This is a genomic window from Paenibacillus sp. S02, assembly GCF_019454065.1.
GTDB lineage: Bacteria > Bacillota > Bacilli > Paenibacillales > Paenibacillaceae > Paenibacillus > Paenibacillus polymyxa_B.
Genome location: NZ_CP073682.1, coordinates 1490977 through 1514673, shown reverse-complemented (window position 1 = coordinate 1514673; position 23697 = coordinate 1490977). Strand labels below are relative to the sequence as shown.

Annotated in this window: 24 protein-coding genes, 6 tRNA genes and 1 riboswitch; of the genes, 9 read left to right on the top strand and 21 right to left on the bottom strand. The window is 46.0% G+C overall.

Translation table 11 applies throughout. From position 1 onward, the window contains the following. Positions 1-67: 67 nt before the first annotated feature. Both KAI36_RS06630 and KAI36_RS06625 read left to right on the top strand, forming a co-directional pair. Entirely contained in the window at positions 68-610 is a 543-nt protein-coding gene (locus KAI36_RS06630) for a PadR family transcriptional regulator (RefSeq protein ID WP_025716185.1), read from the top strand. A 13-nt stretch (positions 611-623) separates the two neighbouring features. Beyond that, the gene (locus tag KAI36_RS06625) at positions 624-1832 is read left to right on the top strand and encodes an MFS transporter (RefSeq protein WP_220027308.1); all 1209 of its coding nucleotides are present in this window, start codon (positions 624-626) and stop codon (positions 1830-1832) included. A 132-nt stretch (positions 1833-1964) separates the two neighbouring features. On the opposite strand, the gene kdpC is transcribed toward KAI36_RS06625, so the two are convergent. From kdpC to KAI36_RS06600, 5 genes are all read right to left on the bottom strand, one after another. Then, positions 1965-2693 carry a potassium-transporting ATPase subunit KdpC gene (gene kdpC / locus KAI36_RS06620; RefSeq protein WP_220027307.1) on the bottom strand — a complete coding sequence of 243 codons (729 nt, stop codon included), beginning with the start codon at positions 2691-2693 and terminating at the stop codon, positions 1965-1967. A 19-nt stretch (positions 2694-2712) separates the two neighbouring features. Further along, the gene (gene kdpB, locus KAI36_RS06615; protein WP_220027306.1) at positions 2713-4743 is read right to left on the bottom strand and encodes a potassium-transporting ATPase subunit KdpB; all 2031 of its coding nucleotides are present in this window, start codon (positions 4741-4743) and stop codon (positions 2713-2715) included. A 37-nt stretch (positions 4744-4780) separates the two neighbouring features. Beyond that, complete coding sequence (kdpA, locus tag KAI36_RS06610; protein WP_220027305.1) at positions 4781-6457, bottom strand: potassium-transporting ATPase subunit KdpA; 1677 nt, start codon at positions 6455-6457, stop codon at positions 4781-4783. A gap of 150 nt (positions 6458-6607) precedes the next feature. Beyond that, positions 6608-6685, bottom strand: coding sequence for a potassium-transporting ATPase subunit F (locus KAI36_RS27660; RefSeq protein ID WP_071559652.1), 78 nt, complete (start codon positions 6683-6685; stop codon positions 6608-6610). 182 nt (positions 6686-6867) lie between these two features. After that, complete coding sequence (locus tag KAI36_RS06600; protein ID WP_023987603.1) at positions 6868-7263, bottom strand: hypothetical protein; 396 nt, start codon at positions 7261-7263, stop codon at positions 6868-6870. A 115-nt stretch (positions 7264-7378) separates the two neighbouring features. Then, positions 7379-7551, bottom strand: a riboswitch (cyclic di-AMP (ydaO/yuaA leader). A gap of 466 nt (positions 7552-8017) precedes the next feature. On the opposite strand from KAI36_RS06600, the gene KAI36_RS06595 reads away from it, so the two are divergent. After that, complete coding sequence (locus KAI36_RS06595) at positions 8018-8503, top strand: glutathione peroxidase (protein WP_220027304.1); 486 nt, start codon at positions 8018-8020, stop codon at positions 8501-8503. Positions 8504-8649: 146 nt separating this feature from the next. Here KAI36_RS06595 and KAI36_RS06590 read toward each other — a convergent pair. Next, positions 8650-8732, bottom strand: a tRNA-Leu gene (locus KAI36_RS06590). Between the two features lie 263 nt (positions 8733-8995). On the opposite strand from KAI36_RS06590, the gene KAI36_RS06585 reads away from it, so the two are divergent. Beyond that, a complete protein-coding gene (locus KAI36_RS06585) occupies positions 8996-9733 on the top strand; it encodes an urease accessory protein UreF (RefSeq protein ID WP_220027303.1) in 738 nt (245 codons plus the stop codon). A gap of 296 nt (positions 9734-10029) precedes the next feature. Continuing rightward, entirely contained in the window at positions 10030-10278 is a 249-nt protein-coding gene (locus KAI36_RS06580) for a hypothetical protein (protein ID WP_013309254.1), read from the top strand. Between the two features lie 95 nt (positions 10279-10373). On the opposite strand, the gene KAI36_RS06575 is transcribed toward KAI36_RS06580, so the two are convergent. From KAI36_RS06575 to KAI36_RS06550, 6 genes are all read right to left on the bottom strand, one after another. Next, the gene (locus KAI36_RS06575) at positions 10374-10757 is read right to left on the bottom strand and encodes a helix-turn-helix domain-containing protein (protein WP_013309253.1); all 384 of its coding nucleotides are present in this window, start codon (positions 10755-10757) and stop codon (positions 10374-10376) included. Between the two features lie 62 nt (positions 10758-10819). Beyond that, positions 10820-11224 carry a helix-turn-helix domain-containing protein gene (locus tag KAI36_RS06570; RefSeq protein ID WP_220027302.1) on the bottom strand — a complete coding sequence of 135 codons (405 nt, stop codon included), beginning with the start codon at positions 11222-11224 and terminating at the stop codon, positions 10820-10822. Positions 11225-11408: 184 nt separating this feature from the next. Then, a complete protein-coding gene (locus KAI36_RS06565) occupies positions 11409-11864 on the bottom strand; it encodes a MarR family winged helix-turn-helix transcriptional regulator (protein WP_103048855.1) in 456 nt (151 codons plus the stop codon). 163 nt (positions 11865-12027) lie between these two features. After that, a tRNA-Leu gene (locus tag KAI36_RS06560) sits at positions 12028-12110 on the bottom strand. A gap of 15 nt (positions 12111-12125) precedes the next feature. Next, positions 12126-12201 (bottom strand) — tRNA-Lys (locus KAI36_RS06555). Positions 12202-12287: 86 nt separating this feature from the next. Beyond that, positions 12288-12359, bottom strand: a tRNA-Glu gene (locus KAI36_RS06550). A 243-nt stretch (positions 12360-12602) separates the two neighbouring features. On the opposite strand from KAI36_RS06550, the gene KAI36_RS06545 reads away from it, so the two are divergent. Next, the gene (locus tag KAI36_RS06545; RefSeq protein WP_068939853.1) at positions 12603-13364 is read left to right on the top strand and encodes a DeoR/GlpR family DNA-binding transcription regulator; all 762 of its coding nucleotides are present in this window, start codon (positions 12603-12605) and stop codon (positions 13362-13364) included. Positions 13365-13433: 69 nt separating this feature from the next. Further along, positions 13434-14309 carry a Cof-type HAD-IIB family hydrolase gene (locus KAI36_RS06540; protein ID WP_220027301.1) on the top strand — a complete coding sequence of 292 codons (876 nt, stop codon included), beginning with the start codon at positions 13434-13436 and terminating at the stop codon, positions 14307-14309. Between the two features lie 179 nt (positions 14310-14488). On the opposite strand, the gene KAI36_RS06535 is transcribed toward KAI36_RS06540, so the two are convergent. From KAI36_RS06535 to KAI36_RS06525, 3 genes are all read right to left on the bottom strand, one after another. Further along, positions 14489-14577, bottom strand: a tRNA-Ser gene (locus KAI36_RS06535). Between the two features lies 1 nt (position 14578). After that, positions 14579-14654, bottom strand: a tRNA-Asn gene (locus tag KAI36_RS06530). A 44-nt stretch (positions 14655-14698) separates the two neighbouring features. Beyond that, positions 14699-15211, bottom strand: a complete 513-nt coding sequence (locus tag KAI36_RS06525) for a SprT family protein (protein ID WP_071639939.1) — start codon at positions 15209-15211, stop codon at positions 14699-14701. Positions 15212-15355: 144 nt separating this feature from the next. On the opposite strand from KAI36_RS06525, the gene cmpA reads away from it, so the two are divergent. Further along, positions 15356-15490 carry a cortex morphogenetic protein CmpA gene (gene cmpA / locus KAI36_RS06520; protein ID WP_007429337.1) on the top strand — a complete coding sequence of 45 codons (135 nt, stop codon included), beginning with the start codon at positions 15356-15358 and terminating at the stop codon, positions 15488-15490. Positions 15491-15594: 104 nt separating this feature from the next. On the opposite strand, the gene KAI36_RS06515 is transcribed toward cmpA, so the two are convergent. The 6 genes from KAI36_RS06515 to KAI36_RS06490 form a co-directional block, all read right to left on the bottom strand. Next, positions 15595-17817, bottom strand: coding sequence for a Tex family protein (locus tag KAI36_RS06515; RefSeq protein ID WP_220027300.1), 2223 nt, complete (start codon positions 17815-17817; stop codon positions 15595-15597). Between the two features lie 178 nt (positions 17818-17995). Next, complete coding sequence (locus tag KAI36_RS06510) at positions 17996-18346, bottom strand: type II toxin-antitoxin system PemK/MazF family toxin (protein WP_007429335.1); 351 nt, start codon at positions 18344-18346, stop codon at positions 17996-17998. A 6-nt stretch (positions 18347-18352) separates the two neighbouring features. After that, positions 18353-18634 carry a CopG family ribbon-helix-helix protein gene (locus KAI36_RS06505; RefSeq protein ID WP_007429334.1) on the bottom strand — a complete coding sequence of 94 codons (282 nt, stop codon included), beginning with the start codon at positions 18632-18634 and terminating at the stop codon, positions 18353-18355. Between the two features lie 293 nt (positions 18635-18927). Then, positions 18928-20124, bottom strand: coding sequence for an alanine racemase (gene alr, locus KAI36_RS06500; RefSeq protein WP_220027299.1), 1197 nt, complete (start codon positions 20122-20124; stop codon positions 18928-18930). 258 nt (positions 20125-20382) lie between these two features. Next, on the bottom strand, positions 20383-21660 hold the full coding sequence (locus KAI36_RS06495) for an outer membrane lipoprotein-sorting protein (protein WP_025722053.1): 1278 nt from the start codon (positions 21658-21660) through the stop codon (positions 20383-20385). A 110-nt stretch (positions 21661-21770) separates the two neighbouring features. After that, positions 21771-22403: a LysE family translocator gene (locus KAI36_RS06490; protein WP_220027298.1), complete on the bottom strand. Its 633-nt coding sequence runs from the start codon at positions 22401-22403 to the stop codon at positions 21771-21773. Between the two features lie 234 nt (positions 22404-22637). Here KAI36_RS06490 and KAI36_RS06485 point away from each other — a divergent pair, with 234 nt between their 5' ends. After that, positions 22638-23630, top strand: a complete 993-nt coding sequence (locus tag KAI36_RS06485) for an ABC transporter substrate-binding protein (RefSeq protein ID WP_025722055.1) — start codon at positions 22638-22640, stop codon at positions 23628-23630. Positions 23631-23697 lie beyond the last annotated feature (67 nt).

The following is a 23697-nucleotide window of genomic DNA, read 5'->3' as shown; positions in this document are numbered from 1 at the left end:
ACTATAATCCTTTACTAAATATTTAGTATAAAACATTTAGCAATAAAGTTATGGAGGAGATGTCATCTTGAGTACGACACGTGTAATGGTTCTTGGGCTCTTGTTACAATATGGAGCAATGTCAGGATATGAAATACAGCAGAAAATGCAATCAGCACAAACGGATAAATGGGCTTATGTGCAACCAGCTTCCATATATCATGCCTTAAAAAAAATGGATTCAGAAGGAATTGTACAGTTAGAAACGTTAGAACAGACAGGGAACCGGTCCAAAGCTATATATGCTATCACGGAGGCAGGAAAAAGTGAGTTTAGTCGGCTTTTAATCGAATCATTTAAAGAATCTTCTGTTGTGTTTCCAACAGCACTGTACACAGCTTTAACTTTTATGGATGAGGCTGGGCTCCATGAAATTGAAGAAGCTTTAAGTTTTCAGCAGCAAGCCATCGAAAAAATCTATAAGGAAATGAAACTAGGACAAGAACAAAAAGCTGAACTTATGGATATCCCCGTAAACGTCATGTTAATTTTCAGAAATATTTATGATCAATGCGAGCTTCAATTAAAATTTGTTAAACAAATTAAAGAGGAAATCAGAAGAAATTTATGAGGAGGATGTAATAATGAAACTGAGTAAAGGAGCACAAAATAAGCAAAAAGCTGCACTAATTGTTGTCGGATTAGCTGTATTCATTGATATGTTAATCTATGGATTAGTCGTTCCCATTTTGCCAAGATATGCAGATTCTCTGGGCGCAACTCAAACTGAAATCGGATTTTTATTCAGCAGTTATGCAATCGCATTATTTATAGCTACACCTGTTTTTGGCCTATTAACAGATCGGATTGGGAGAAAGACACCTCTATTATGGGGGTTAATTGGACTCATAGCCTCCACTTTAATGTTTGCCATAGCCCACACGTTCTGGCTGCTTGTAGTGGCACGCGCTTTTCAGGGAATTGCAGCCGCAATGACCTGGACAGCAGGACTCGCTCTCTTGGCTGATCTATACCCTTCTGAAGAACGTGGTAAAGCCATGGGCTTGGCATTATCCGGTCAAGCCGCCGGAACCCTTCTCGGACCGACAATTGGCGGTTGGTTGTATCAATGGGGAAGTTACCAGCTTCCTTTTTACTTTGCCATCTCCTTGGCCGTCATCGATGCTGTACTTCGACTAATTCTCCTGCATGATATTCCGGAAGCGAAAAATGAAAAGTATATTTCCCCTTTCTCGTTCATGAAAAATAAAGATTTGCTTTTGGTTATTGGAGTGGTGATTATCGGCGCATCCATCCCAAGCGTACTTGAGCCAACATTACCGTTACACCTACAGCACAATTTTAGCGCTAACCCAGGACTTATTGGATTATTATTTGCTATTCCCACGCTTGCTTATGGCCTGGCAACACCTTTTATAGGACAGTTTTCTAGTAAAATCGGCTATAAAAATGGAATTCTCCTCGGTCTACTTATGGTATCCATTGCACTTCCTCTGACTGCACTTCCAGCAATATTATCGCTTCAAGCTGTTATTTTAGCTGTTTTAGGAGTTAGCATGGGTATGGTCCTTGCTCCCTGCTTACCTCAACTTGCTGATATCTCTCAACGAAGTGGAATTCATTCTTATGGAATTACTTTTGCACTCTATAACACGGCATACTCAATTGGCCTAATGATCGGCCCTATTTTGAGCAGTACTCTCACGGATCTAATGAATATTAAGTTCTCTTATTTAATCATAGGCATTATTGTATTTATATACATGTTCGTACTCGCTTCAGCCTTAAAGAAAGCCAAAAATTCATCAAGCAATGTAAAGCTAAGTAAATAAGTGAACAAGAATTCATATCCCCATAAGGAATAAAACATTTTCTTGTATATTTTTCCATTATAGAGCATTCCAATTCCTGAAAAAAAGGTATCCCTCAAGCTTATCGCTCAGGAATACCTTTTTTTGATCCATCTATGGCTTGGCAGGCTCTACCTTCATTTGCGCCTCAAGCGCGAGATTCAGCTTGAGCACGTTCACACGCGGCTCGCCGAACACCCCGGCGCTGCGGCCTTCTGTCTGCTCCTGCACCAGTGCTCTCAGTTGATCCTGCGGGATACCCGTCAAGCCACTAATGCGCGGAATTTGCACCCGTGCCGCCTGTGGCGAGATGTGCGGGTCCAGACCGGAGCCGGAGTTCGTAATCAGGTCCACCGGAACCTGACTGACGGGTACATCCGGGTTATGCTTCTGCCAATCCGCAATAGAGTCCTTGACTCGCTGTATCAAGGCTGGATTCGACGGCGCGTAGTTACTTGAGCCTGAACCAGCCCCATTGTAATCAACGCTCGATACCCGACCTTGAAAAAACGCCGAATCGGCAAAGGACTGCCCAATCAGTTCGGAGCCGACCACCCGCCCCTCTGCGTCACGAAGCATACTGCCGTTTGCTTGCTGTGGAAACAGAACCTGCGCTACTCCTGTACTGACTAGCGGATATGCCAAACCGCACAAGAGAATCATCAGCACTGAAGTTCGCAAAGCCACTCCAATAACTGCACTTCCTCGCATCTCTTGTCTCTCCGGTTGTCCTTCCGACACTGTCCCGGTCCCTGTATGTTTGTTATGACCTTGCCCGCCAGATTCGGCTTTTTCGTGCGCAGCAAATCTGCGTCCAGACATCATCCGATAAAAACCACTCATGTCGTTCACCCTTTCTGCGCTAAATCCACAAATGCACCAGCAAATCAATGGCCTTAATGCCGACAAACGGTACGACCATACCGCCCAGACCGTAAATCAGCAAATTCCGTCCCAGCAGGCGATCCGAGCTCATCGGCTTATACTTCACGCCCTTCATGGCCAGCGGAATCAGAAGCGGAATAATAACCGCGTTAAAGATCAGCGCCGACAAAATAGCGGACAGCGGGGAGCCAAGCTCCATGACGTTCAAAGCGCCCATTTGTGGAATGGCCAGCATGAACATCGCCGGGATGATGGCAAAATATTTGGCAACATCGTTCGCAATGCTGAACGTTGTCAATGCTCCGCGCGTCATAAGCAGCTGCTTGCCGATCGCGACCACCTCAATAATTTTGGACGGATCGGAATCCAAGTCCACCATATTAGCCGCTTCTTTGGCCGCGACTGTGCCGCTATTCATGGCAAGACCGACATCCGCTTGCGCCAGCGCAGGTGCATCATTCGTGCCGTCTCCGGTCATAGCAACCAGCTTACCCTGTTCCTGCTCACGTCGGATAACCGCGATTTTGTCCTCCGGCTTGCTCTCAGCTACAAAGTCGTCCACTCCCGCTTCTCGTGCAATTGTAGCTGCTGTCAACGGATTATCTCCGGTACACATGATCGTACGGATACCCATTTCCCGGAGCTGATCAAACCGTTCCTTCATGCCTGGCTTCACTGTATCCTTCAAATAAATAATGCCGTATATCTGATCATCTAGCGCGACTGCCAGCGGTGTACCTCCTTCAGAGGCTACCTGATTCGCTTTTCCCTCCAGATCGGCTGGAACACTGCCGTTTTGCGATACGATCCATTGCCGAACAGAATCCACCGCGCCCTTGCGTACCTTTCGTCCATCGGCCAGATCCAGACCACTCATCCGGGTCTCCGCCTTGAATTCGATAAAGGTTCCACCTGCTGCCAAGGATGCATCCAACGTATGCTCCTGTTTGCGCATCAATTCGAGAACCGAGCGACCCTCTGGCGTCTCATCCTTCATAGAGCTAATCGCTGCCCACTTCACTAACTCTGCCTTCTCCACGCCCTCTACAGGCACGAATTCACTCGCCATTCGGTTCCCGAAGGTGATTGTACCTGTTTTATCCAGAATCATCGTGTTGATATCCCCAGAAGCTTCTACCGCCTTGCCTGACATGGCCAGCACGTTAAACTGGGTGACCCGGTCCATACCGGCAATCCCGATGGCTGACAGCAGTCCTCCAATCGTGGTTGGAATCAGACAGACTAGCAACGAAATCAGCACAGGAACAGGCAAATCAATATTAAAATGACGGGCAATCGGCGCTAGCGTAACCACTACAATTAGAAAAATAATCGTCAAGCTAATCAGCAAAGTGTTCAGCGCAATCTCATTCGGCGTTTTTTGCCGCTGTGCGCCTTCGACGAGCGAAATCATTTTATCAATAAATGTCTCGCCCGGCTCTGTCGTAATCCGCACCTTAATCCGGTCACTGACCACTCGCGTCCCGCCGGTTACCGAGCAAAAGTCACCACCCGATTCCTTGATGACCGGAGCCGATTCTCCCGTAATTGCAGATTCATCCACCGAAGCCAGACCTTCAATAACCTCACCATCGCTTGGAATCATTTCGCCCTGAGAGACAATAACCACGTCCCCCTTACGCAATTCGGTTGAGCTAACCACCTGAATGTCATTTCCGATGAGCTTGTTAGCTTGCGTATCCTGCTTGGATTTTTTTAAAGAGGCAGCTTGTGCCTTACCCCGCCCCTCCGCGAGCGCTTCGGCAAAATTAGCAAAAAGCAACGTAAACAACAGAATAACAAACACGGCCAGGTTAAAGCCCATTTCCTTGCCAGTTCCAAAATAACCGGGAAGCAGTAACATTAGCAGCACAACCAATGTACCGATCTCCACGACGAACATGACAGGATTTTTCATCATAATCATCGGATTTAATTTTATAAAGCTATCCTTGATCGCATGCTTCAAAATGCTTCTGTCCAGCATGTGTTTGCGTTGTTCCTTCATGATCAAACACCCCGTTCATCCATTCTCATTTTCTTCTTCACATGGTCAAAAATTCAGCAACAGGTCCCAATACGATGACGGGTAAAAAGGTCAACGCACCAATCAGCAGCACGACCCCGATCAGAATGGCTCCAAATAACTTGTTGTCCGTGCGCAGTGTCCCCGTCGTCACCGGAGTCGGTGCTTTGGCATTCAACGAAGCCGCCACAGCCAACAATGCAATCATAGATACATATCGTCCGAAGAACATAACCATCCCCGTTGTCATGTTCCAGAATACGTTGTTATCCGAAAGACCTTCAAATCCCGAACCGTTATTTGCAGCAGATGACGCATATTCATAGAGCACCTGAGTCAACCCGTGATAGCCAGGGTTAGTGATCGCGTCGTATCCCCAATGACTCATAAATGCAAGCGCAGTTGGGGCGAGAATGAGAAACGGATGTACCAAAATGGCAATCGCGATCAGCTTCATTTCCTTGCCTTCAATTTTCCTTCCCATAAATTCTGGAGTTCTCCCGACCATCAGTCCGCATATAAACACACCCAGAATCGCATACATCAGCATATTCATCAGCCCGACACCCTTGCCGCCAAAAATGACGTTTAGCATCATTTCTCCCAAAGCAGCCATGCCACCCAGCGGGGTTAGTGTATCATGCATATTATTGACCGAACCCGTCGTTGCTGCTGTTGTGACCGCAGTGAATAAAGCCGATTGTCCAATGCCGAAACGAACCTCTTTCCCTTCCATGCTTCCTTGAGAAGCATCCACACCCAGTGTCTGGATTAACGGATTACCTGTCTTTTCAGACACGTACGTAATGGATAGAAAAATAAGAAACAATACCATCATGGAGCCAAAAATAATCCAGCCCTGCTTACGATTACGGGCAAACAATCCAAAGGTATACGGCAACGAAGCCGGCATTACCCACATTGCCAAAATTTCCAGCACGTTCGTCCAAGGACTTGGATTTTCAAAAGGATGCGCAGAGTTAGCTCCCGCATAACCGCCTCCATTCGTCCCCAAATGCTTGATGGACTCCAGAGAAGCAATGGGTCCCATAGAAATTTGCTGCTGTGTTCCGCTCAGTGTCGTAAGATCCGCCGTAGGCTGTAGCGTCTGTGGTACCTTCAATCCAACCAGCACCAGCGTAAGCGCAAAGGCCAGCGGCAGGAAAATTCTTATAATGGCTTTAATAAAATCTTGAAAAAAATTGCCCATCCCTTCACCGCGCCGCGTCAATCCTCTCATAAAAGCCGCAGCAACCGCAAAACCGGAAGCAGCCGAAGTGAACATCATCATCGTGACGAACGCCATCTGTGTCAGATACGTAAGCCCGCTTTCTCCGCTATAATGTTGGAGATTCGTATTCGTCATAAAGCTGATTACCGTATTAAAAGCTAGTGATGCTTCCATATTACTGTTTCCAGCCGGATTACCGGGAAGCATTCCCTGTAAACGCAACAGCAAGTAGCTGATCGCCACAAGCACGACATTCGTTGCAATGAAACTCATAACATACGTAGTCCAACGCATGCTCTCCAGCTTCTTCAATCCTACTACCTTATAAATTAGCTTTTCTGTTCCGCCAAAAATCCGATCCGTCCGATTAGGTTCATTCGAGAATACATGATACATATAGGTGCCCACTGGCTTTACCAAGAGCAGCAATATGACGATCACAATTCCAATTTGAAGCAGCTCCATCCTTTATTCCTCCTTCAAAATGCTCCTGCGTTTGGAACAACAGACCTGCTTCAGAGCACCAAACGTGTGCACACGTTTGCGAAAGCCTGCTACCTATGATGCTTAATATTCAGATCTGTTGTTCCCGCCCGCTCTATCCCCTATAGCTGACTAGAACTTTTCAGGGTTCAGGAGTGCGTAGATTAAATACATAAACACAATAGCCGTAAGCCCAAGTATAACGATCATCCTCTTCGTCCTCCTTTAGAGGTCTGCGCATCACACCAGCGTACAAACAGCAGTATCACTCCATAACTCACAGCCATGACGAGCAGCATGTATATATCCATCATGTTTATACCCTCCGTATCGGTCCTCAGATCGCCATCTTATTTGATCATAAAATCATAAAACAACTATGTTATAAGTGCTTATCCGTTCAGCAGAAAACCCACCTCTCCGTTCAATGTGTAGATCACATGGTCCGCTCCCAATCCCCGATAAATTCCTTGTGGATTACAGCCGTGCGTAATAACATAGATCGATTCCGATGTTAGCGGCCGACATATTTGCAGGAAACGGCAAGTCAGATTCAAGCTGTTCTCGAACAAATACACACTACCAATTTCTTTTTTTGGAAAATTCCATTTTCCTGCTTGCATGGTATTGATGCGGACAATGTGCTCCACACCCATTTTTTTGAGCTGTCGTTCCTCCTGGGCGCTATTCGTGAGAACTGCAAACGCCAATTTTTTGAAAATAAGCAATTTCACAAAACTTCTGCCCGCTTCATTCGGTGCAGTGACAATAATTAACCGACCTTCCATCAGTAGCTCCTCTCCCGGTATAAAAAGACAACAAAAAGAAGCCGAAGGAAAAAGGCTTTCCTCCGGCTTCTTACATATCCATGATAAAATAAACCATGGCTGCACACGGCGGTTTGTTGCCTCTCCCTGTACGCTTACGAGGTTAGCTGTCGGATTCGGACGTGAGAGTCGCCCTATTTCTGGCACTTGACCGGAAAATTCACCCCATGAGACACACGGCTTCCGAAGCCGTACAGTCTCGATTGGTTCCCCCGCTTTTGCAACTGCAAAATTCAGCGCTATAGACATTTCGTTGTTGCTTCATTCAAGTTAATTTGAAATTACGTCTTGAATCATACACCCGCGCATGGAAGACTGTAAAGCTCAACTGCGGGGTTATAAATCGGCCTTTAGAGCATAGAAGATTAATAATAGCGCTTACAACGCAACTATGCTTCTCACAGCTCCTTCAATCTCTGTTTTTCATCCCTTTTCGAAAATGACAAGCATGTCAATATTGGCGTAGGGTAGAGCGTTTTTGGTCTTTTTTTGTAAAAAGAGAAGAAAATACGCTATATGTACCAGCTAAACACCGATTGAACCCGCTTTTATAAGAAGAAACACCTTAATTCGCTCCATTTGCGGTGCGATTTACTGTTTTGAACAAAATACGATTTTACAGCGGCTAAAGGCTTGATACAGCTTTTCCAGACTTGCAACCTCGCTTTTAATTGCTTACAATTTAATTGCTGAATATTGAATAAGGAGAGATACTATGACCGTTTATGAATATGCTGCGCAAACCCTGCAAGGGAAACAAATTCCGTTATCCACATATGAAGGGAACGTTCTGCTTATCGTGAACACTGCCAGCAAATGTGGATTAACCCCCCAATACAAAGCGCTACAAGAGCTATATGATCAGTACCATGAACAGGGGCTCGAAATTTTGGGATTTCCCAGCAACCAGTTTGCCAAACAAGAGCCAGGTTCCAGCGAGGAGATTTCTGAGTTTTGCCAGATCAATTATGGTGTTACCTTTCCGATGTTCGCCAAGACAGATGTCAATGGCGATCAAGCGCACCCCTTATTTCGCTACCTGACCCAAACTGCTCCGGGGGTATTAGGATCCAAAGCGATCAAATGGAATTTTACTAAATTCTTAATTACACGAGAAGGTAACGTATTTAAGCGCTATGCACCGCAAACCACTCCAGATAAGCTGGCGGGAGATATAGAGAAGCTTTTGCAGCAAAACTGACATCCTTATTTATCACAGTTAATAAACGACCTATTGTCTACCGTTGCTTCTGTGGCTAAAGGATATAACGAAAAATGCTTAACAAAAAAAGCATCCCTTCACGTAAACCGTGTCAGGATGCTTTTTTAACTGAGTCTTGCATATAATGCGGTCGAGAGGACTCGAACCTCCACGGGCGTACGCCCACTACCCCCTCAAGATAGCGTGTCTGCCATTCCACCACGACCGCAAATCATAATGTAATGAGGCAACAGATTTATTATACTCTCTCATCAACTATTTGTAAACAAAAATATAATAATTATTTTATATGTTATTTTAACTAACATATATGAGCGATAAGAATATTTAATTTGACACAAAAGCTATTTAAATGTAAATATATATTACATACATTTCGAATATGTTTCGTTTTCCCCAAGTAAAGAGTAAAATAACATAACATAAGGATTCACTTCGAGGAGGCGAACCACCCTGCATAAAGGCAACCGCTTGCTGAACTATGCATTATTGTTGGACCCTTCCCTACCTGTTGGTGGCTTCACCCGTTTTAACGGACTGGAGAAACTATTTCGTAACGGACATTTGAACAGTCTACAAGACCTGGAACATTACATGCTGGATGATTTGTATCCTCAATTTACAACCGTTGACGGCATGGCTATCAAAAGTCTGTATGTCGCCATCCAGCAGAATGACAGTTGGCGGATCGCCCTCATTGATAAGATGCTGCATACCCAACGTCCCTCCTGGCAGCATGTGAAGGAGTTTCGTCTATCCGGTCAGCGTCTACTCAAGCTCGCTAAGGCTCTTTATCCTTGGCTTGAATTTGACCAGTTGGAATCCATACTCATTCAATACAATGCGATTGGCACACTCGCTACCGTTCACACCTGGATTAACTTCCTCCTCGGAAACGATGTAGAACAGACCGTTCACGGCTATCTTAGCGCAGCGGTGTCCTTCTGTGTGGAAGATGCCTTCAAACTACTCAATCCTCCTTATGAGGAAAAGAACCCTCTTATGGAGCGTATGACCAGCGAGCTGCTCTCCGCCTGGAAGAAGCTTAACGAACCTGAGCCAACCGCATTTCAGCGTCGCCTTCTTCACAGACATTGGTCCAGTTCCTACATCACTCTACCTCTTTATATGAGCCATAATAGCCAATTGGATGAACCTAGACTGTTTTCCTCCTCAGGTCTATTCAAACGCCTTCCAGCATCCCCCTGATGCGTCGTTTCGCCAATGTGGCCACAACACCAAAAACACTCTGTCCCTTTCCTCAGGTGGCAGAGTGTTTTTTATCCACAAATAATCGAAATTCACACCATTAGCAGACTCTAGACGGATTATTAGAGCCATCTAGTACTTAATTAAGTAATTAATTCAACAAAATGACGCATTTACGATTGTAAAAACACGTATAAAAGTGTATCATAGTGTCAGATGGTTAATTCTAACATGTTTACTGATGATTATTATAACACACCAATTATTCCGCAAGAATCCGTAAGGGGAGATTTCTCTTGAATAACAAAATGCCTGTCACCTCCTTCGGGTGGGCCATCAAACAACGGCTTGTCGAACTTCGACTGGATCAGAAAACATTTTGTGAGACACACAATATTCCGCCTTCACGCTTGTCCAATCTGATTCACGGCACCCGCAAAGCACAAAGGTACAGAAAACAAGTAGCTGCAATTCTGAACATCGACGATAACGATTATAAGGAGGCACCGCACTCTAAACCTAACAAGCATTCCAGTTACATATAGGTCATTCCATATCACCAAGAAACCAAATAAACCCGTAAAGCGAACCCCTCCAGTTCGTTTACGGGTTTTCAACCCAGACATCTTTAGCCAAAAAGTTATTCCGGCTTTGTTTTATCCTTCTCACTTTTTTGCTTACGGTATTTCGCAAATTCAACATATTCTAAAATAAAATTCTGTTCTTCCGTCTCAAGATCTTCTGCCTGGCAATTCAGTGGCCCCATCACTCCAAAAAAATAAGCAGCCTTCTGCTCCTGAAGTACGCCTTCTCCTGGCTTAATCCCTTTCATTAACCAATCGAGCGATACATTAAAAAAGTCCGAAATCTGAATCAAATGGGTGGTACCCGGCGTTGTTTTACCCCTTCTCCAATCACCGAGATTCCCTGAACTGATTTTAAGTTTTTCACAAAATGCCTTCTTGGTCATTCCGCGATCCTTAATCAAAGCTTCAATCCGCTGATAAATAGTTTGATCTCCCAAAATGTTTCCCCTCCGACACAGTAACTTTTTCTGAAATAATTTTCATTTTTCAGCCTTACTCATTAGTAATCCTCATCAAATCCTAAGCAACCATTACCCCTAGTAGAATTGCGCTGGTTTTTCTCTTTACGAAAGCGGGTAAATTCAATATACTCAAGTATAAAATTTCTTTCCGCCTCACTAAGCGGTTCCCCCTGGCAATTCAGTTGCCCTGAAGCGTCAAAAAAATAAGGGTCTTGCGACTCCTTTAGCACCTCACCCTGTACATCTCGACCCAGCATGATCCAATCCAGACTGGCATCAAAAAACGAAGCAATTTCAATGAGTTTATTCGTGCCCGGCGTCGTTTTTCCTCTTTTCCAATCCCCGAAGTTCCCTGTACTAATGCCTAACTGCTGGCAGAACGCCTTTTTCGTCATTCCCCGTTCCTTGATGAGTTCCTCAATGCGATGGTAAATAGATTGCATAGAAGTTCCTTCCTCCCTAGCAGGCTCTCAAATAACGATATCATGTTCTCTGTTCCCATTTCAAAGATCACGTATGCTAAAATTACCGAATTATGTATGTTGGTTTCCATTATACCACAACACGCAACAAAAACCGCCTGTTTTCCGAAGAAAGGGCGGTCTTTAAGCAGTTCACTTATGCCAATCACGTAGCAGAGTTGTCGATTTTAAGTAAGATATGCTTCAATTCATTCAAAGTTTCACTCAGATGCAATAAATCTTCTTCTGGCAGATACACCAGTCTTTCTTGAATTTTATTGGAGAAGGTATGAAATACCTGTTCACAAAAAGCATCGCCTTCCTGTGTAATCGCCACATTCACGACTCTGCGATCCGAATCACACGACTGGCGGTCAGCTAACCCATGCTCCACCAGTTTGTCCAGAAGAGGAGTCATGTTCGGACGTGAGACATTGAGCTGTTTGGATAAATCAGATACCGTAGACAAGCGCACCTCACGCAGAAGCAGTAATACCTGAAAGTTATTAGGCGACAAGTGTAATGGGAAATCGAGCGGACCGTAGGTGAAAAATTTCTTCTTCACAATCGGAAACAAGCCCAAAATATTTTCTGATATATTTCCTAACAGTTGAGTGTCCATATTTTTCACCGTCACTTCATAAGTTTATACTTATCATTCTATAACATTATGGCATTATATTATACTATGGAATCATTATTTCATCATAATCATTACTTTATTACATCACTACACAAATAAAAAAAGCCTCTACCGCGAGAGACTTTTCCGTTTATTCCATTGATGCGGTCGAGAGGACTCGAACCTCCACGAGCGTACGCTCACTACCCCCTCAAGATAGCGTGTCTGCCATTCCACCACGACCGCATAACAAAATATAAATGGTGAGCCATGAAGGACTCGAACCTTCGACACCCTGATTAAAAGTCAGGTGCTCTACCAACTGAGCTAATGGCTCATGCTGTTCATCCAAGCTGTCCGCCATTAGACCAGACCTCAGGAATTTCCCTTAAGCATGCAACATGTAGTCTATAAAGACAACAATGACCCGTAGGGGATTCGAACCCCTGTTACCTCCGTGAAAGGGAGGTGTCTTAACCCCTTGACCAACGGGCCTTATTATTATGCGCCAACTTGGCGACAAGAAAGAGTATATCAAATAGAATAACGAATGGCAATACTATTTCTAAAATTTTTAAAAAAGCAGTTTTTATAAGTACAAAATGCGTATTTACTTACAATACCTTATCTCAAATCACTAAAATCCTGAAAATAGCGATAAATGATTGCAATATCACTTGAATTTACTTATAATCACTTACGAGATACCGAAATAATTATATATCAGAGGAGCTTTTTATGTATCAGGAAGAACGAATGTTAAAAATCGTTGATTACTTACAGCTTCATAAGCGTATTTCGGTGGATGATATTTGTGAATTTTTTAATGTTTCACGAGATACGGCCCGTCGAGACCTCGTAAAACTTGAAGAGCATCAAAAAATTATTCGCACCCGCGGCGGCGCTCTTCTCCCTACACTTCATCACGATCCAATTGGAAATTATAATGAAAGACTACTTACTGTATCCGAGGAGAAACAAGTGATCGGACAGCTGGCTGCCAGCATGGTACGAGATAAGGATCGTATTATATTGGATTCCTCTACTACCGTACAGGCGTGTGCAGAAAGACTGAATGTGCAGGAATGTTCGGTCATCACCAATTCAATCAATCAGGCTGACGTGCTATCTGGAAAAGACGGTGTCTCCATACATCTGTTGGGAGGCCGTCTGCAAAAAGAACACCGATATGTATATGGCTCCTCCGTGATCGCCACTTTGTCTCACTATTTTGTAGACAAAGCCTTTATCGGGATTGGTGGTATATCTGCCCACGGACTAAGCCTGATTCATGAAGAAGACGGTATGTTGAAGCATCAAATGATGAAACAGGCAGATCAGGTGATCGTCCTTGCAGACCATTCGAAATTCGGAATCAATTTTCCATATCGTTTTGCCGATCTGTCTGAAGTTAATATCGTGATCACCGACAGATTGCCAGAACCAGCGATGCTGGAAATTTTGCAACATTATGATGTGGAAGTTGTTGTACCCTCATAAAATACGAAGCCGATTAGCTAGAACTCAAGATTTATCACAGAGATATCGAAAGACAGGAGCTGGAGAGAAATGAAACTGTTTGCGATTGATATGGATGGAACACTGCTGAACGAGGAAGGAAAAATAAGCAAAGTGAACGCGGAGGCTATACGCCAAGCACAGCAGCTAGGCGTTCAGGTGACAATTGCCACTGGTAGAGCTGCTTATGACGCCTGGACAAAGCTAGAGGAAGCAGAGCTTGTAACTCCAGTCATTGGAGCAAACGGCGCAACCGTACACGATGTGCATCGTCGTCAGTTAACCTCTACTCCTATGGGCCGCAGTGAAACGTTCGAAGTGCTGAGCTGGCTGCATGACAACGACTTTTACTATGAGGTCATGACAGACCGCGCTATTTATTCTCCACAAAATGGACATCAGCTGCTTGCTGTTGAAATGGACCGCTTGCTGAGCTCCAACCCGGATATTTCGCTGGATACTTTATTACATGCAGCTGAAAAACAATATGAACAGACCGGACATACCCGCATCGCTTCATATGAGGACATTCCACTGGATGTAGAGATTTATAACGTGCTCTGTTTCTCCTTTGATCAAGCCAAATTGGATCGGGGCCGTGAACGTTACCGAAGTTTTCAGGGCCTGAACATGGTCATCTCTTCAGACCGTAACTTTGAAGTCGAGCATAGGGATGCGTCTAAAGGTAATGCATTGCGTTATCTGGCGAATCATCTGAACATTCCCATGCAGGAAGCCGTAGCGATTGGGGACAGCTACAACGATATCTCCATGCTGACGATGGCAGGAACAGGCATTGCCATGGGCAATGCAAAAGACGACATCAAGGCCGTCTGCTCCGAAGTGACTCTGACTAATGCGGAAGATGGCGTCGCTCATGCTCTATTGAACATACTCAAGACAGTCGAGACTGACACCGTGAAATAAGAAGTCATTGGCTGTGTACAAGGCAGGCTAACGTCGCTTCATGCTGTACGCAGCACGTCCGCCTCTCCATTTAAACGATTTCAGCCCACCGTTATTCTCAAAGCAGATATAGACGAAAAGGACGCTCGCAAGCATCATTACAATGCATACGAGCGTCCTTTTTCTGCTTAAAATACCAACGGAGAGAGAGGGATTCGAACCCTCGCACCGCTTTCGCAGCCTAACCCCTTAGCAGAGGGTCCCCTTATAGCCACTTGGGTACCTCTCCATGGCTCCCCGAACAGGACTCGAACCTGTGACAACTCGATTAACAGTCGAGTGCTCTACCAACTGAGCTATCAGGGAACATTACTGTAAATTATCATACAGTATGGTTAATTTACCATGATTCAGGGGGTGCCGTCAAGTGCCAACAGGCGAAGCTTACCTCCACATTTCCCACAGCGATACCGCTGAGGATTCATCTTACGCTTGCGCATATACTCCTGTTTACAGGAAACGCATACTAGCTTGTAACGATAAGGCTGAGGCTTACGTTCCGTTCTTCCCGGCAGAGTCTGACAATGCCTGCTCCCTCCTACACGGGCCAGCCATGCTTTGAAGTCAGCATCTCGATGCTGATAGCCCATCCCACGCAAATGTAAATGATAATGGCACAGCTCATGCTTAATAATCTTCTCCACCTCAGAACGTCCGTAAGCTGCGAGTTGATGTGGATTAATTTCAATATGATGACTTTTCATAAAATACCTACCGCCTGTGGAAGACAGGCGCGCATTAAAGGTGGCTTGATGTCGAAACGGCACGCCGAAGCTCTCCAGCGAAATGCGCTCTACCCATTCTTGAAGCTCTTCATTACTCATAGAATGGTTCATTGAATTGCTCAGGGACTTAGACTCCATCCTTCCGGTCTCTCCTCCTTTGCTCCTTACTGACAAGCATATTATAAAATAACGGCCGAAGTCTAACCCCCAATTCATAAGCACACTTTAGGTACCCACCCCATATGCTAAACATACAGAAGTAACGCAGAGGAGGAGATCGGCTTGCCTCAATGGCTCAGCAACCAGCTCATGCGGGCCTTTTACAAAAAGGACCGGCGCCAAATTAAACTGTTGAACGATTGTTGGTTTTTTTATCATAAAGCACCTGGCGTGGAGTTCGATGCCAACAACGGGTAGAAGCTAAGGCATCCAAAAATGAAAGCCGGAATCTCCGATGCAGTTCGGAGATTCCGGCTTTTGTTATACCTTCACAAGAAGGTTGTGCAGCTTTATTTAAAGTATTATGCCTGCGATTGCGCCTCTGCAGGAGGTTTCATCGTCAGACCAACCCTGCCTTTTTTCAAATCAACATTCAACACCCACACCGTTACGTTATCACCGACAGATACGACATCCATCGGATGCTTTACGAAGCCACTGCGCAGCTGTGAAATATGAACCAACCCGTCACTTTTAATACCGATATCGACAAACGCGCCGAAATCAATGACATTGCGGACGGTTCCCTGAAGCTCCATACCCGGTGAGAGATCCTCGATCTTCAGCACATCCTTGCGGAATACAGGCAACGGCAGCTCGTCACGCGGGTCACGGCCCGGACGCTGGAGGCTGTCCAGAATGTCCTTCAGTGTCGGCACGCCGACTTCCAGCTTCGCGGCCAATTCGTCAATGTTGGACACGCTCAGTGCTTCCATTGCAGTCTTAGTACCCAGATCGTGGGCGCTGATGTCCAGTTCCGCCAACAAGCGGTCTACGACAGCATACGATTCAGGGTGAATCGGTGTACGGTCCAGCGGATTTTCTCCACCCGGTATACGGATAAAGCCTACAGATTGCTCGTAGGTTTTTGCACCAAGACGTGGCACCTTCTGCAACTGACGACGGTTGCTGAATTTACCGTTTTCCTCACGGTACTTAACGATGTTTTTGGCAATCGTCGCATTGATCCCCGCTACATAGGATAACAGCGCAGAGGAAGCCGTGTTCACATCCACACCGACATGGTTAACGGCTGATTCGACAACGTCCTTTAAGCTTTCATCCAGATGTTTCTGCGACACATCATGCTGGTATTGGCCTACACCAATAGCCTTTGGCTCAATCTTGACCAACTCAGCCAGCGGGTCCTGCACACGACGTGCGATGGAAGCCGCACTGCGCTCAGCCACGTCCAAATCAGGAAATTCCTCCTGTGCCAGCTTGGAGGCAGAGTATACGCTTGCGCCCGCCTCATTGACGATCAGATACGCTAGACTGCTGTCACCAATGTCCGCGATGACTTCCGCTACGAATTGCTCTGTCTCGCGCGAAGCGGTTCCGTTACCAATGACAATCAATTCGATACCGTATTGGGCAATTAGCTGCTTGAACTTTTCAGCAGCCTCGCGCTTCTTGTTGTTCGGCGGTGTCGGATACGTCACAGCCACTTCTAGCAGCTTGCCGGTGTCATCGACAACCGCCAGCTTACAGCCTGTCCGATAGGCGGGATCGACACCGAGCACACGTCGGCCCTTGATCGGAGCCTGTAGCAACAGGCTGCGCAAGTTGCCTGCAAAGATGGAGATGGCCTGCTGCTCGCCCTTCTCCGTCATTTCAGCGCGTACTTCACGCTCGATAGATGGCGCGATAAGTCTTTTATACGCATCCTCAATGACACTGCGCAGCAGATCTTGCACGACAGACGACCCTTTAATCACTTGGCCAGCCACGTAATTGTAAATGGAATCTGGCGCTACCTCCAGACCAACCTTAAGAATGCCTTCCCGCTCCCCGCGATTAATCGCCAGAATACGGTGAGGTGGCATTTTCTTAGCGAGCTCACGATAGCTGTAGTAGTTCTCATACACGGATTCTTGCTCCGCGTCCTTCGCTTCGGAGGTCAACATACCATGGTCCAGCGTATATCGGCGTACCCATTGGCGAATAGCCGCATCATCCGCTATATTTTCAGCTAAAATGTCCAAGGCTCCTTGGATGGCCGCCTCGGCGCTGTCCACTCCCAGTTCCGCATTAACATAAGACTCGGCTTCTTTCAGAGCATCGCCCTGCTTCGGCTGGCTCCAGATCCAGATGGACAGCGGCTCCAGTCCCCGTTCCTTCGCTACACTGGCGCGGGTTTTGCGTTTTTGCCGATACGGACGATACAGATCCTCCACTTCCTGGAGTTTAACCGCAGAGGTGATAGCAGCCTGCAGGTCTTCCGTCAGCTTGCCCTGCTCATCAATAATGCGGATGACCTCTACCTTACGATCTTCCAGATTACGCAAATACACCACACGATCTTCAATTTCGCGCAACTGATTTTCATCCAGCTCTCCTGTCATTTCCTTACGATAACGCGCGATAAAAGGAATTGTATTCCCTTCATCCAACAAACTGATCGTTGTCCGGATTTGCTTGAGTGCCAGCGACAGCTCTCTCGCCACTTGTTTGACAATCCGCTCTTGGCGTTCTGCTTCGTTCGGCTCCTGCCGGATTTCCGTCTTCGTTTCCTCGTTAGACAAACCTATCCCTTCTTCCTCACAGCTCTTGTCATACACCATGTCTTTCATTATCACAAAAAATGATTCAAAGCGCCAGCAGGGACGTTAAAGCAAGCCCTACCTGCATTTTTCATTGGACACGCAAAAGGACAGCGCCCAAGCGCTGCCCTTTTCCCGTTTCACTCGTCGTTCCATCACGCTAAAAATCAATCAAACCGAGACTAATTTGTAGCGAATCGCTCACTTTGCGCATGGTTTCTTCATCTAAATGGGTGATTTTGTCGGTAAGCCTTTGCTTGTCGATCGTCCGAATTTGCTCCAGAAGAACAACAGAATCACGATCAAAGCCATGCGTCGCCGCGTCGATTTCCACGTGTGTAGGCAGCTTTGCCTTCTGAATCTGGGCGGTGATGGCTGCTACGATCACAGTAGGACTAAACCGGTTGCCGATATCATTTTGAATGATCAGCACAGGTCTGACGCCACCTTGCTCGGAACCGACTACGGGTGAAAGGTCTGCAAAAAAAACGTCGCCGCGCTTTACGATCAATATGGATTACACCCCGCTAACTGTACGGCCCAAGGTGCTGTTTGCATCTTCCTCCGCGTGAAAGGCTTCGGATGCCATGGTTAAGTTAATTTTAGCCATTTCCATGTATCCACGCTGCATAGCTTCACGAATGTAACGTTTTTTACGTTCGCCTACATACAGCTTCATGGCCTGCCTAATAAATTCACTGCGGTTGGAATTTTCCATAGCTACGATCCCGTCCACTTCCTGCAAGAGATGATCTGGCAAACTGATCATTATTCTTTTGGTGTTCTGCAAATTGGCCAACTTCTCTTCCACCCCCAAAACCTTGTCGCCATTGTACCATTATAACGTTATTCCCGGTAATTTATTCAAACGGAATACAAGAGAATGTATATGATATTCGTATATCATCTATGCTGCATTCCATTATAAACTACGCAGTTCGTTTTCGTACAGGCGTTTGATCCCCGAAATACAAGTGTCAGCGGAGCCTGATGCGTCTTTTGACAGTTATAGCGCTCTTTTCTTTCCTTTGTACATATTTCGGGACGTTCTGCGAAAACTCCTGCTTTTATTCGGTAATTTGCGTTATGAAATTAATTCCAGCGGGTTGGAAGAAGCGAGTTCACTCGAACAACAGGAACATGACCTCGTGTGTATACACGCGGTACCCTGTCTGCGATCATGCAGATCACCTCATAGTGGATCGTACCAAGCTTGGATGCCAGCTCATCCGCCGCGATAGTATCGCCGGACTGCTGGCCGATGAGAACAACCTCTTCGCCGGTTTGGATTTCTTCCGCATCTTCTGCGAAAGATTGTAAGGATACCATACACTGGTCCATGCAAATCGTACCGAGTACCGGGACGCGGCGACCGCGTATCAACACTTCGATCTTCCCACTCAGCATGCGGGAGTATCCATCCGCATAGCCGATTGGCAGTGTACCGATCCGTTCTTCACTGGAGGTTACATACCGGGTGCCATAGCTAACTCCCCAGCCGGGAGGAAGCGTTTTGGTGTAAACCACCGCCGTCTTCAATGATAATACAGGCAGCAGCTCAATGGCTTGCCGATTAACCTCATCAGACGGGTACAGACCGTATATACTGATACCAATCCGCACCATATTGGGGGAAAGAGAAGGGGTATCAATGGTGGCGGCGCTGTTGCCCGTATGTATAATGGGAATGGTGATACCTTGTTCCCTTAGCGCTTCCGCCACGCCCCGAAACCGATCATATTGTAGCAGTGTATAGCTTTTGTCTTCTTCATCCGCGCGGGCAAAATGGGTGTACATGCCTTCCAGCAGCACCTGCTCTAATTCGTGAGCCTGCCGGAAAAAAGCCATAGCCTCTTCTCCAGGCAGCAAACCCAGTCTTCCCATGCCGCTGTCTATTTTGATGTGCACCTTCAGCTTGCGTTCGTTTCCTTGGCGGTCCAGTCTTCGGATACCCTCCAGCACTTCTTCACTGAACACAGTCAATGAGATATCATGCTCCCAAGCCGTTTGTACAGCTTCCGGTGAGGTATAGCCGAGTACAAGAATCGGTAGCTGAACCCCCGCATGACGAAGCTCCAACGCTTCATCCAGAAAAGCGACGCTCAAATAATCCGCACCAAGGCGTTCCAATTCCTTTGAAATTTCCACGGCACCGTGTCCGTAGGCATTAGCCTTGACACAGACCAGTATCAGCTTATCCGCTGGCAAAGCCTTGCGAAAAGCTTCATAGTTGGCGCCAAGGTGATCCAGGTTGATTTCGGCCCGGGTCGATCTGTATTGTGCTTGCAAATCCAGTCACCTTCTTCAATTGTTAGCCTGTAACATAACCTTTTACCATTCGGAGTGTGGCAAAGTTCTTGCTACCAAAGGTTAATGGTAATGTTCAAAAACGTGGCTGTCAATGGCAGGAGACGTTTGCCAGCATCCTCTACAATGAACACGACATACAAGCGGTGCACATCCTAGACCGCGAATGAACAAAAGACGGATACGGGCGGCAGCAGAGCATTTTTACACTCTAGACCGTCTGCATCCGTCTATAAAGTTTTATTTACCCGATTGATCCTGTATAGAAGCGGCAATTTGTATCATTTCGCTCACAGGCAGGTCAGCACTGGTGATTCTGAACTCGATTCCGTCATTCATCCAGGTCATCGTCTGCTGTTCGCCTCCGGTCAGAACGGCAAAGCTCCCTCCAATATCAACCAGTTCGCCTGCGGCCAGTGCGACCGCCCGATCTTTGGGACGCGCCTCTACAATGGTATAGTTATATGTTCCACTATACCGCAGCATTACCGCATGTGTACCATTATCCTCCAGCTCCGGCGTATCCTTGATCTGTACTCCGGCTGGCGTGTAGGACGGTTCGATCAAACCGAACTCACCCATCACAGCTTCTGCCGCATCTGTTCCCGCTGACGTTCCGTTTGCAGCATCCGATGTGCCTGGGGTTTGTTGCTGCGCCTCTGCGTTGGCTGCTGCGTCCGGTTTGGATGTATCGTTTGTGGCAGTACCGTCCACCTTCGCTTCCCCTGACGGCTGCTGGACTGCATCCCCTGTTGTTCCCTGCTCTTGTCCGGGTTCGCCAGACGTCACGCCAGTCGTCCCATCCATCGTACCGGAAGGATCAAGCTGACCGCTGGGATCCACTGCTCCAGAAGATGGCGCCCCTCCGCTACCCGTACTCGTCTTACCTGAAGCCATGTTCCGCTCCATATCAAAAGAGTCCTTGTCAAACTTCGTATCAAAAGCAAATTGATCGAATTTCAGATCAACAACTACCTTGGCATTCGCATCAGACACCTGTACCTGAGTGGGTGCATAGTCATTTTTGGACAGCCATATCTTTTGTCTCACCAGCGCATGGCTGTTGTAATTCGCCGCCACATCAAACACATAGGACTTATCGTCGGTAGCCAACTGGCGGGAGGCATCGCCGATAATGCTGCGAACTAACGTTTCATATAAATATACTTGACCCTGATTGTTTGGCCAGTCGCTTTTGAAACGGAAGCTTTTGTTCAGGCTGGGTGTCAGTACAAATACACCCTCATCATTACGAAGCACAATTTGCGTAACATCCTTTTTCTCGTTCGTCATGGCAATTCGGTAATAGGACGGCTTGCGGTAGGAAATATCCACCTTGTATTCCTGCGGCGTGTCGCCGGTATGCAGCGTCATCAAAGCTGTACCGTGGTAGCTGTTCAGGTCGCTCACCACGTCACTCAAATCTTTAACCACATCGTCCGCGCTCTTCTTGCCGCACCCGGCCAGCAGCAGCGTTACACACATGACCATGGCAAGCATCCATGAAATCCGGCGCATGTCATCAACCCCTTCAGCACATGTTTTAAATGAATTAGTACATGTCTATGAAGGACTTGTTCGATTTATGCAGACTGGCATGACAAGCTTGAACGTATCCTTGTGTAATGCTATAAAATATTTTGGAGAGTAATCATAAATTCATACAGAAAATAAATCGAAAAACCGATCAAAACCACGCCGGCACCGATTGTAACCCACTTGATGGCGGTTCGATTCATCGCTTTTCGTGTTGTCGCTACAAGGATCATCAAGCCTAAATCATGGATAAGAATACCAAACAAAATACCTAAGCCAACAATCAAGAACTGACTTGTATTTGACCGATCAAATGAACTTGCCAGCACAGTTCCAAAAACACTCACCCAAAACACTAAATTTCCTGGTGAAACAGCTACAAGCAGCCCATTTTTATAGGAAGAAAATAATGATTTCGTCTTTTTCTCTCCTTCTAGCGCAATATCATGATCTGCATTTTTAATGCTGTCGTACCCCACGTAGCACAAAAATATAGCTCCAATGAGCCACATGATCACCTGTACAACAGATAATGACAAAACAGAGGCCAGACCAAAATATAAACCAATGATTAATAACAAATCGACGGTCATCCCCCCAAGGCCCACAATCCATCCATGCATGAATCCATTCTTTAGCCCTTGCTTCGTCATTTCGATGGTAATTGTACCTACAGGTAGTGCTATAGAGAAACCTAGTAAAACATATGTAATAAACAATGCCATTTCAAAACCCCTTTCAAATGTATAAAAATGGTATTATATACCATAAAAAATGACACATCAATAAAATTTGAAACCTGAAATGAGCTAAGAACTCATGAGACTTATTTTGTACAAAATCGGATGCATTGACCAAGTTTGTCCATTGAGTATTGAGGGTTCAGCCCTTATCATTGCTTTTGTGATAATAATTCTCATTTACAAAATTCTGAATCATTCTATTATACGGAGGTTGCTATGACCAACAAGAACTCGACAATCAACAAAAATTCTACTCGACAATACACTGCTCTGATCTGCCTTTTCTTTCTTATGGGGGCATTGCTACTGGGATGCGGCGCATCTGACAATCAGACTGCAAGCAGCAACACAACAGCATCTACAAAAACATCGGAAGCTGCCACAACTCGTGACTACACAGACTATAAGGGACATACAGTGAACATTCCCACGACTCCTGGGCGCATTGCTTACTTCGGAGAAAACTATGGGGATCTATTGGTTTTAGACGTACAAGCTATAGGTACATCGACTTCTATGATTGAAGGCAAGGTTTATGAGAAGCAGGTTCAGAACGTGGCCGATCTGGGGTTCCCGATTAATTTGGAAAAAGCCTTGGAACTACAGCCTGACCTGATCATTACCGCCGATACAGATGAAAAACAATACGCAGCGTTAACAAAAATTGCACCTACAATTATGTTCGACACCTTTGCCCCGTTAAACGAACGTTTGCTGCATCTCGGAGACATTGTGAACAAGAAAAAGGCTGCTGAAGATTGGCTTGCCCAATATAAAATAAAGGAAGCGGAGATGTGGACCAAGCTTCACGCAGAGGGTGTTAAGGCGGGGGAAACTGCTTCAGTGTTTACCTACTATCCGGGCGACCGTTTATTCGCAATGGGACGGACAGGACTGTCACAAATACTGTATGAAAAGAATGGTTTCAAGCCTACTCCTCTTATTCAGAAAGCACTGGATGAAGACAAAGGATTTGTACAAATATCTCAGGAGGTTATCGGACAATACGCTGGAGATCGGATTTTCATACTAAGAACTCCAAGTTCAGAAGCCCAACAATCCACCGAACAGTTAATGAAAAGCAAGCTGTGGCTCCAGCTTCCTGCTGTCAAACAGGGGCGTGTGTACACTCAGGATATTGGCAAAACTGAAAGTGATGCTTCCACTCGAGAATGGCTGCTGGAGGAATTGCCCAAGCTCATCAAATAAAATTGGAGAAGCTTATCGACACTTGTTGATAGGCTTCTTTTTTGTTGAACCTAAAGGAGGTATACTT

Bases quoted from the DNA above. Each gene is read 5' to 3' on its own strand.
- KAI36_RS06545 (WP_068939853.1), top strand. From the start codon at position 12,603: ATGTATCAGGAAGAACGAATGTTAAAAATCGTTGATTACTTACAGCTT.
- KAI36_RS06490 (WP_220027298.1), bottom strand. From the start codon at position 22,403: ATGGCATTGTTTATTACATATGTTTTACTAGGTTTCTCTATAGCACTA.
- kdpB (WP_220027306.1), bottom strand. From the start codon at position 4,743: ATGAAGGAACAACGCAAACACATGCTGGACAGAAGCATTTTGAAGCAT.
- kdpA (WP_220027305.1), bottom strand. From the start codon at position 6,457: ATGGAGCTGCTTCAAATTGGAATTGTGATCGTCATATTGCTGCTCTTG.
- KAI36_RS27660 (WP_071559652.1), bottom strand. From the start codon at position 6,685: ATGATCGTTATACTTGGGCTTACGGCTATTGTGTTTATGTATTTAATC.
- KAI36_RS06570 (WP_220027302.1), bottom strand. From the start codon at position 11,224: ATGCAATCTATTTACCATCGCATTGAGGAACTCATCAAGGAACGGGGA.
- KAI36_RS06485 (WP_025722055.1), top strand. From the start codon at position 22,638: ATGACCAACAAGAACTCGACAATCAACAAAAATTCTACTCGACAATAC.
- KAI36_RS06625 (WP_220027308.1), top strand. From the start codon at position 624: ATGAAACTGAGTAAAGGAGCACAAAATAAGCAAAAAGCTGCACTAATT.
- KAI36_RS06565 (WP_103048855.1), bottom strand. From the start codon at position 11,864: ATGGACACTCAACTGTTAGGAAATATATCAGAAAATATTTTGGGCTTG.
- KAI36_RS06525 (WP_071639939.1), bottom strand. From the start codon at position 15,211: ATGGAGTCTAAGTCCCTGAGCAATTCAATGAACCATTCTATGAGTAAT.
- KAI36_RS06495 (WP_025722053.1), bottom strand. From the start codon at position 21,660: ATGCGCCGGATTTCATGGATGCTTGCCATGGTCATGTGTGTAACGCTG.
- KAI36_RS06595 (WP_220027304.1), top strand. From the start codon at position 8,018: ATGACCGTTTATGAATATGCTGCGCAAACCCTGCAAGGGAAACAAATT.
- kdpC (WP_220027307.1), bottom strand. From the start codon at position 2,693: ATGAGTGGTTTTTATCGGATGATGTCTGGACGCAGATTTGCTGCGCAC.
- KAI36_RS06540 (WP_220027301.1), top strand. From the start codon at position 13,434: ATGAAACTGTTTGCGATTGATATGGATGGAACACTGCTGAACGAGGAA.
- KAI36_RS06600 (WP_023987603.1), bottom strand. From the start codon at position 7,263: ATGGAAGGTCGGTTAATTATTGTCACTGCACCGAATGAAGCGGGCAGA.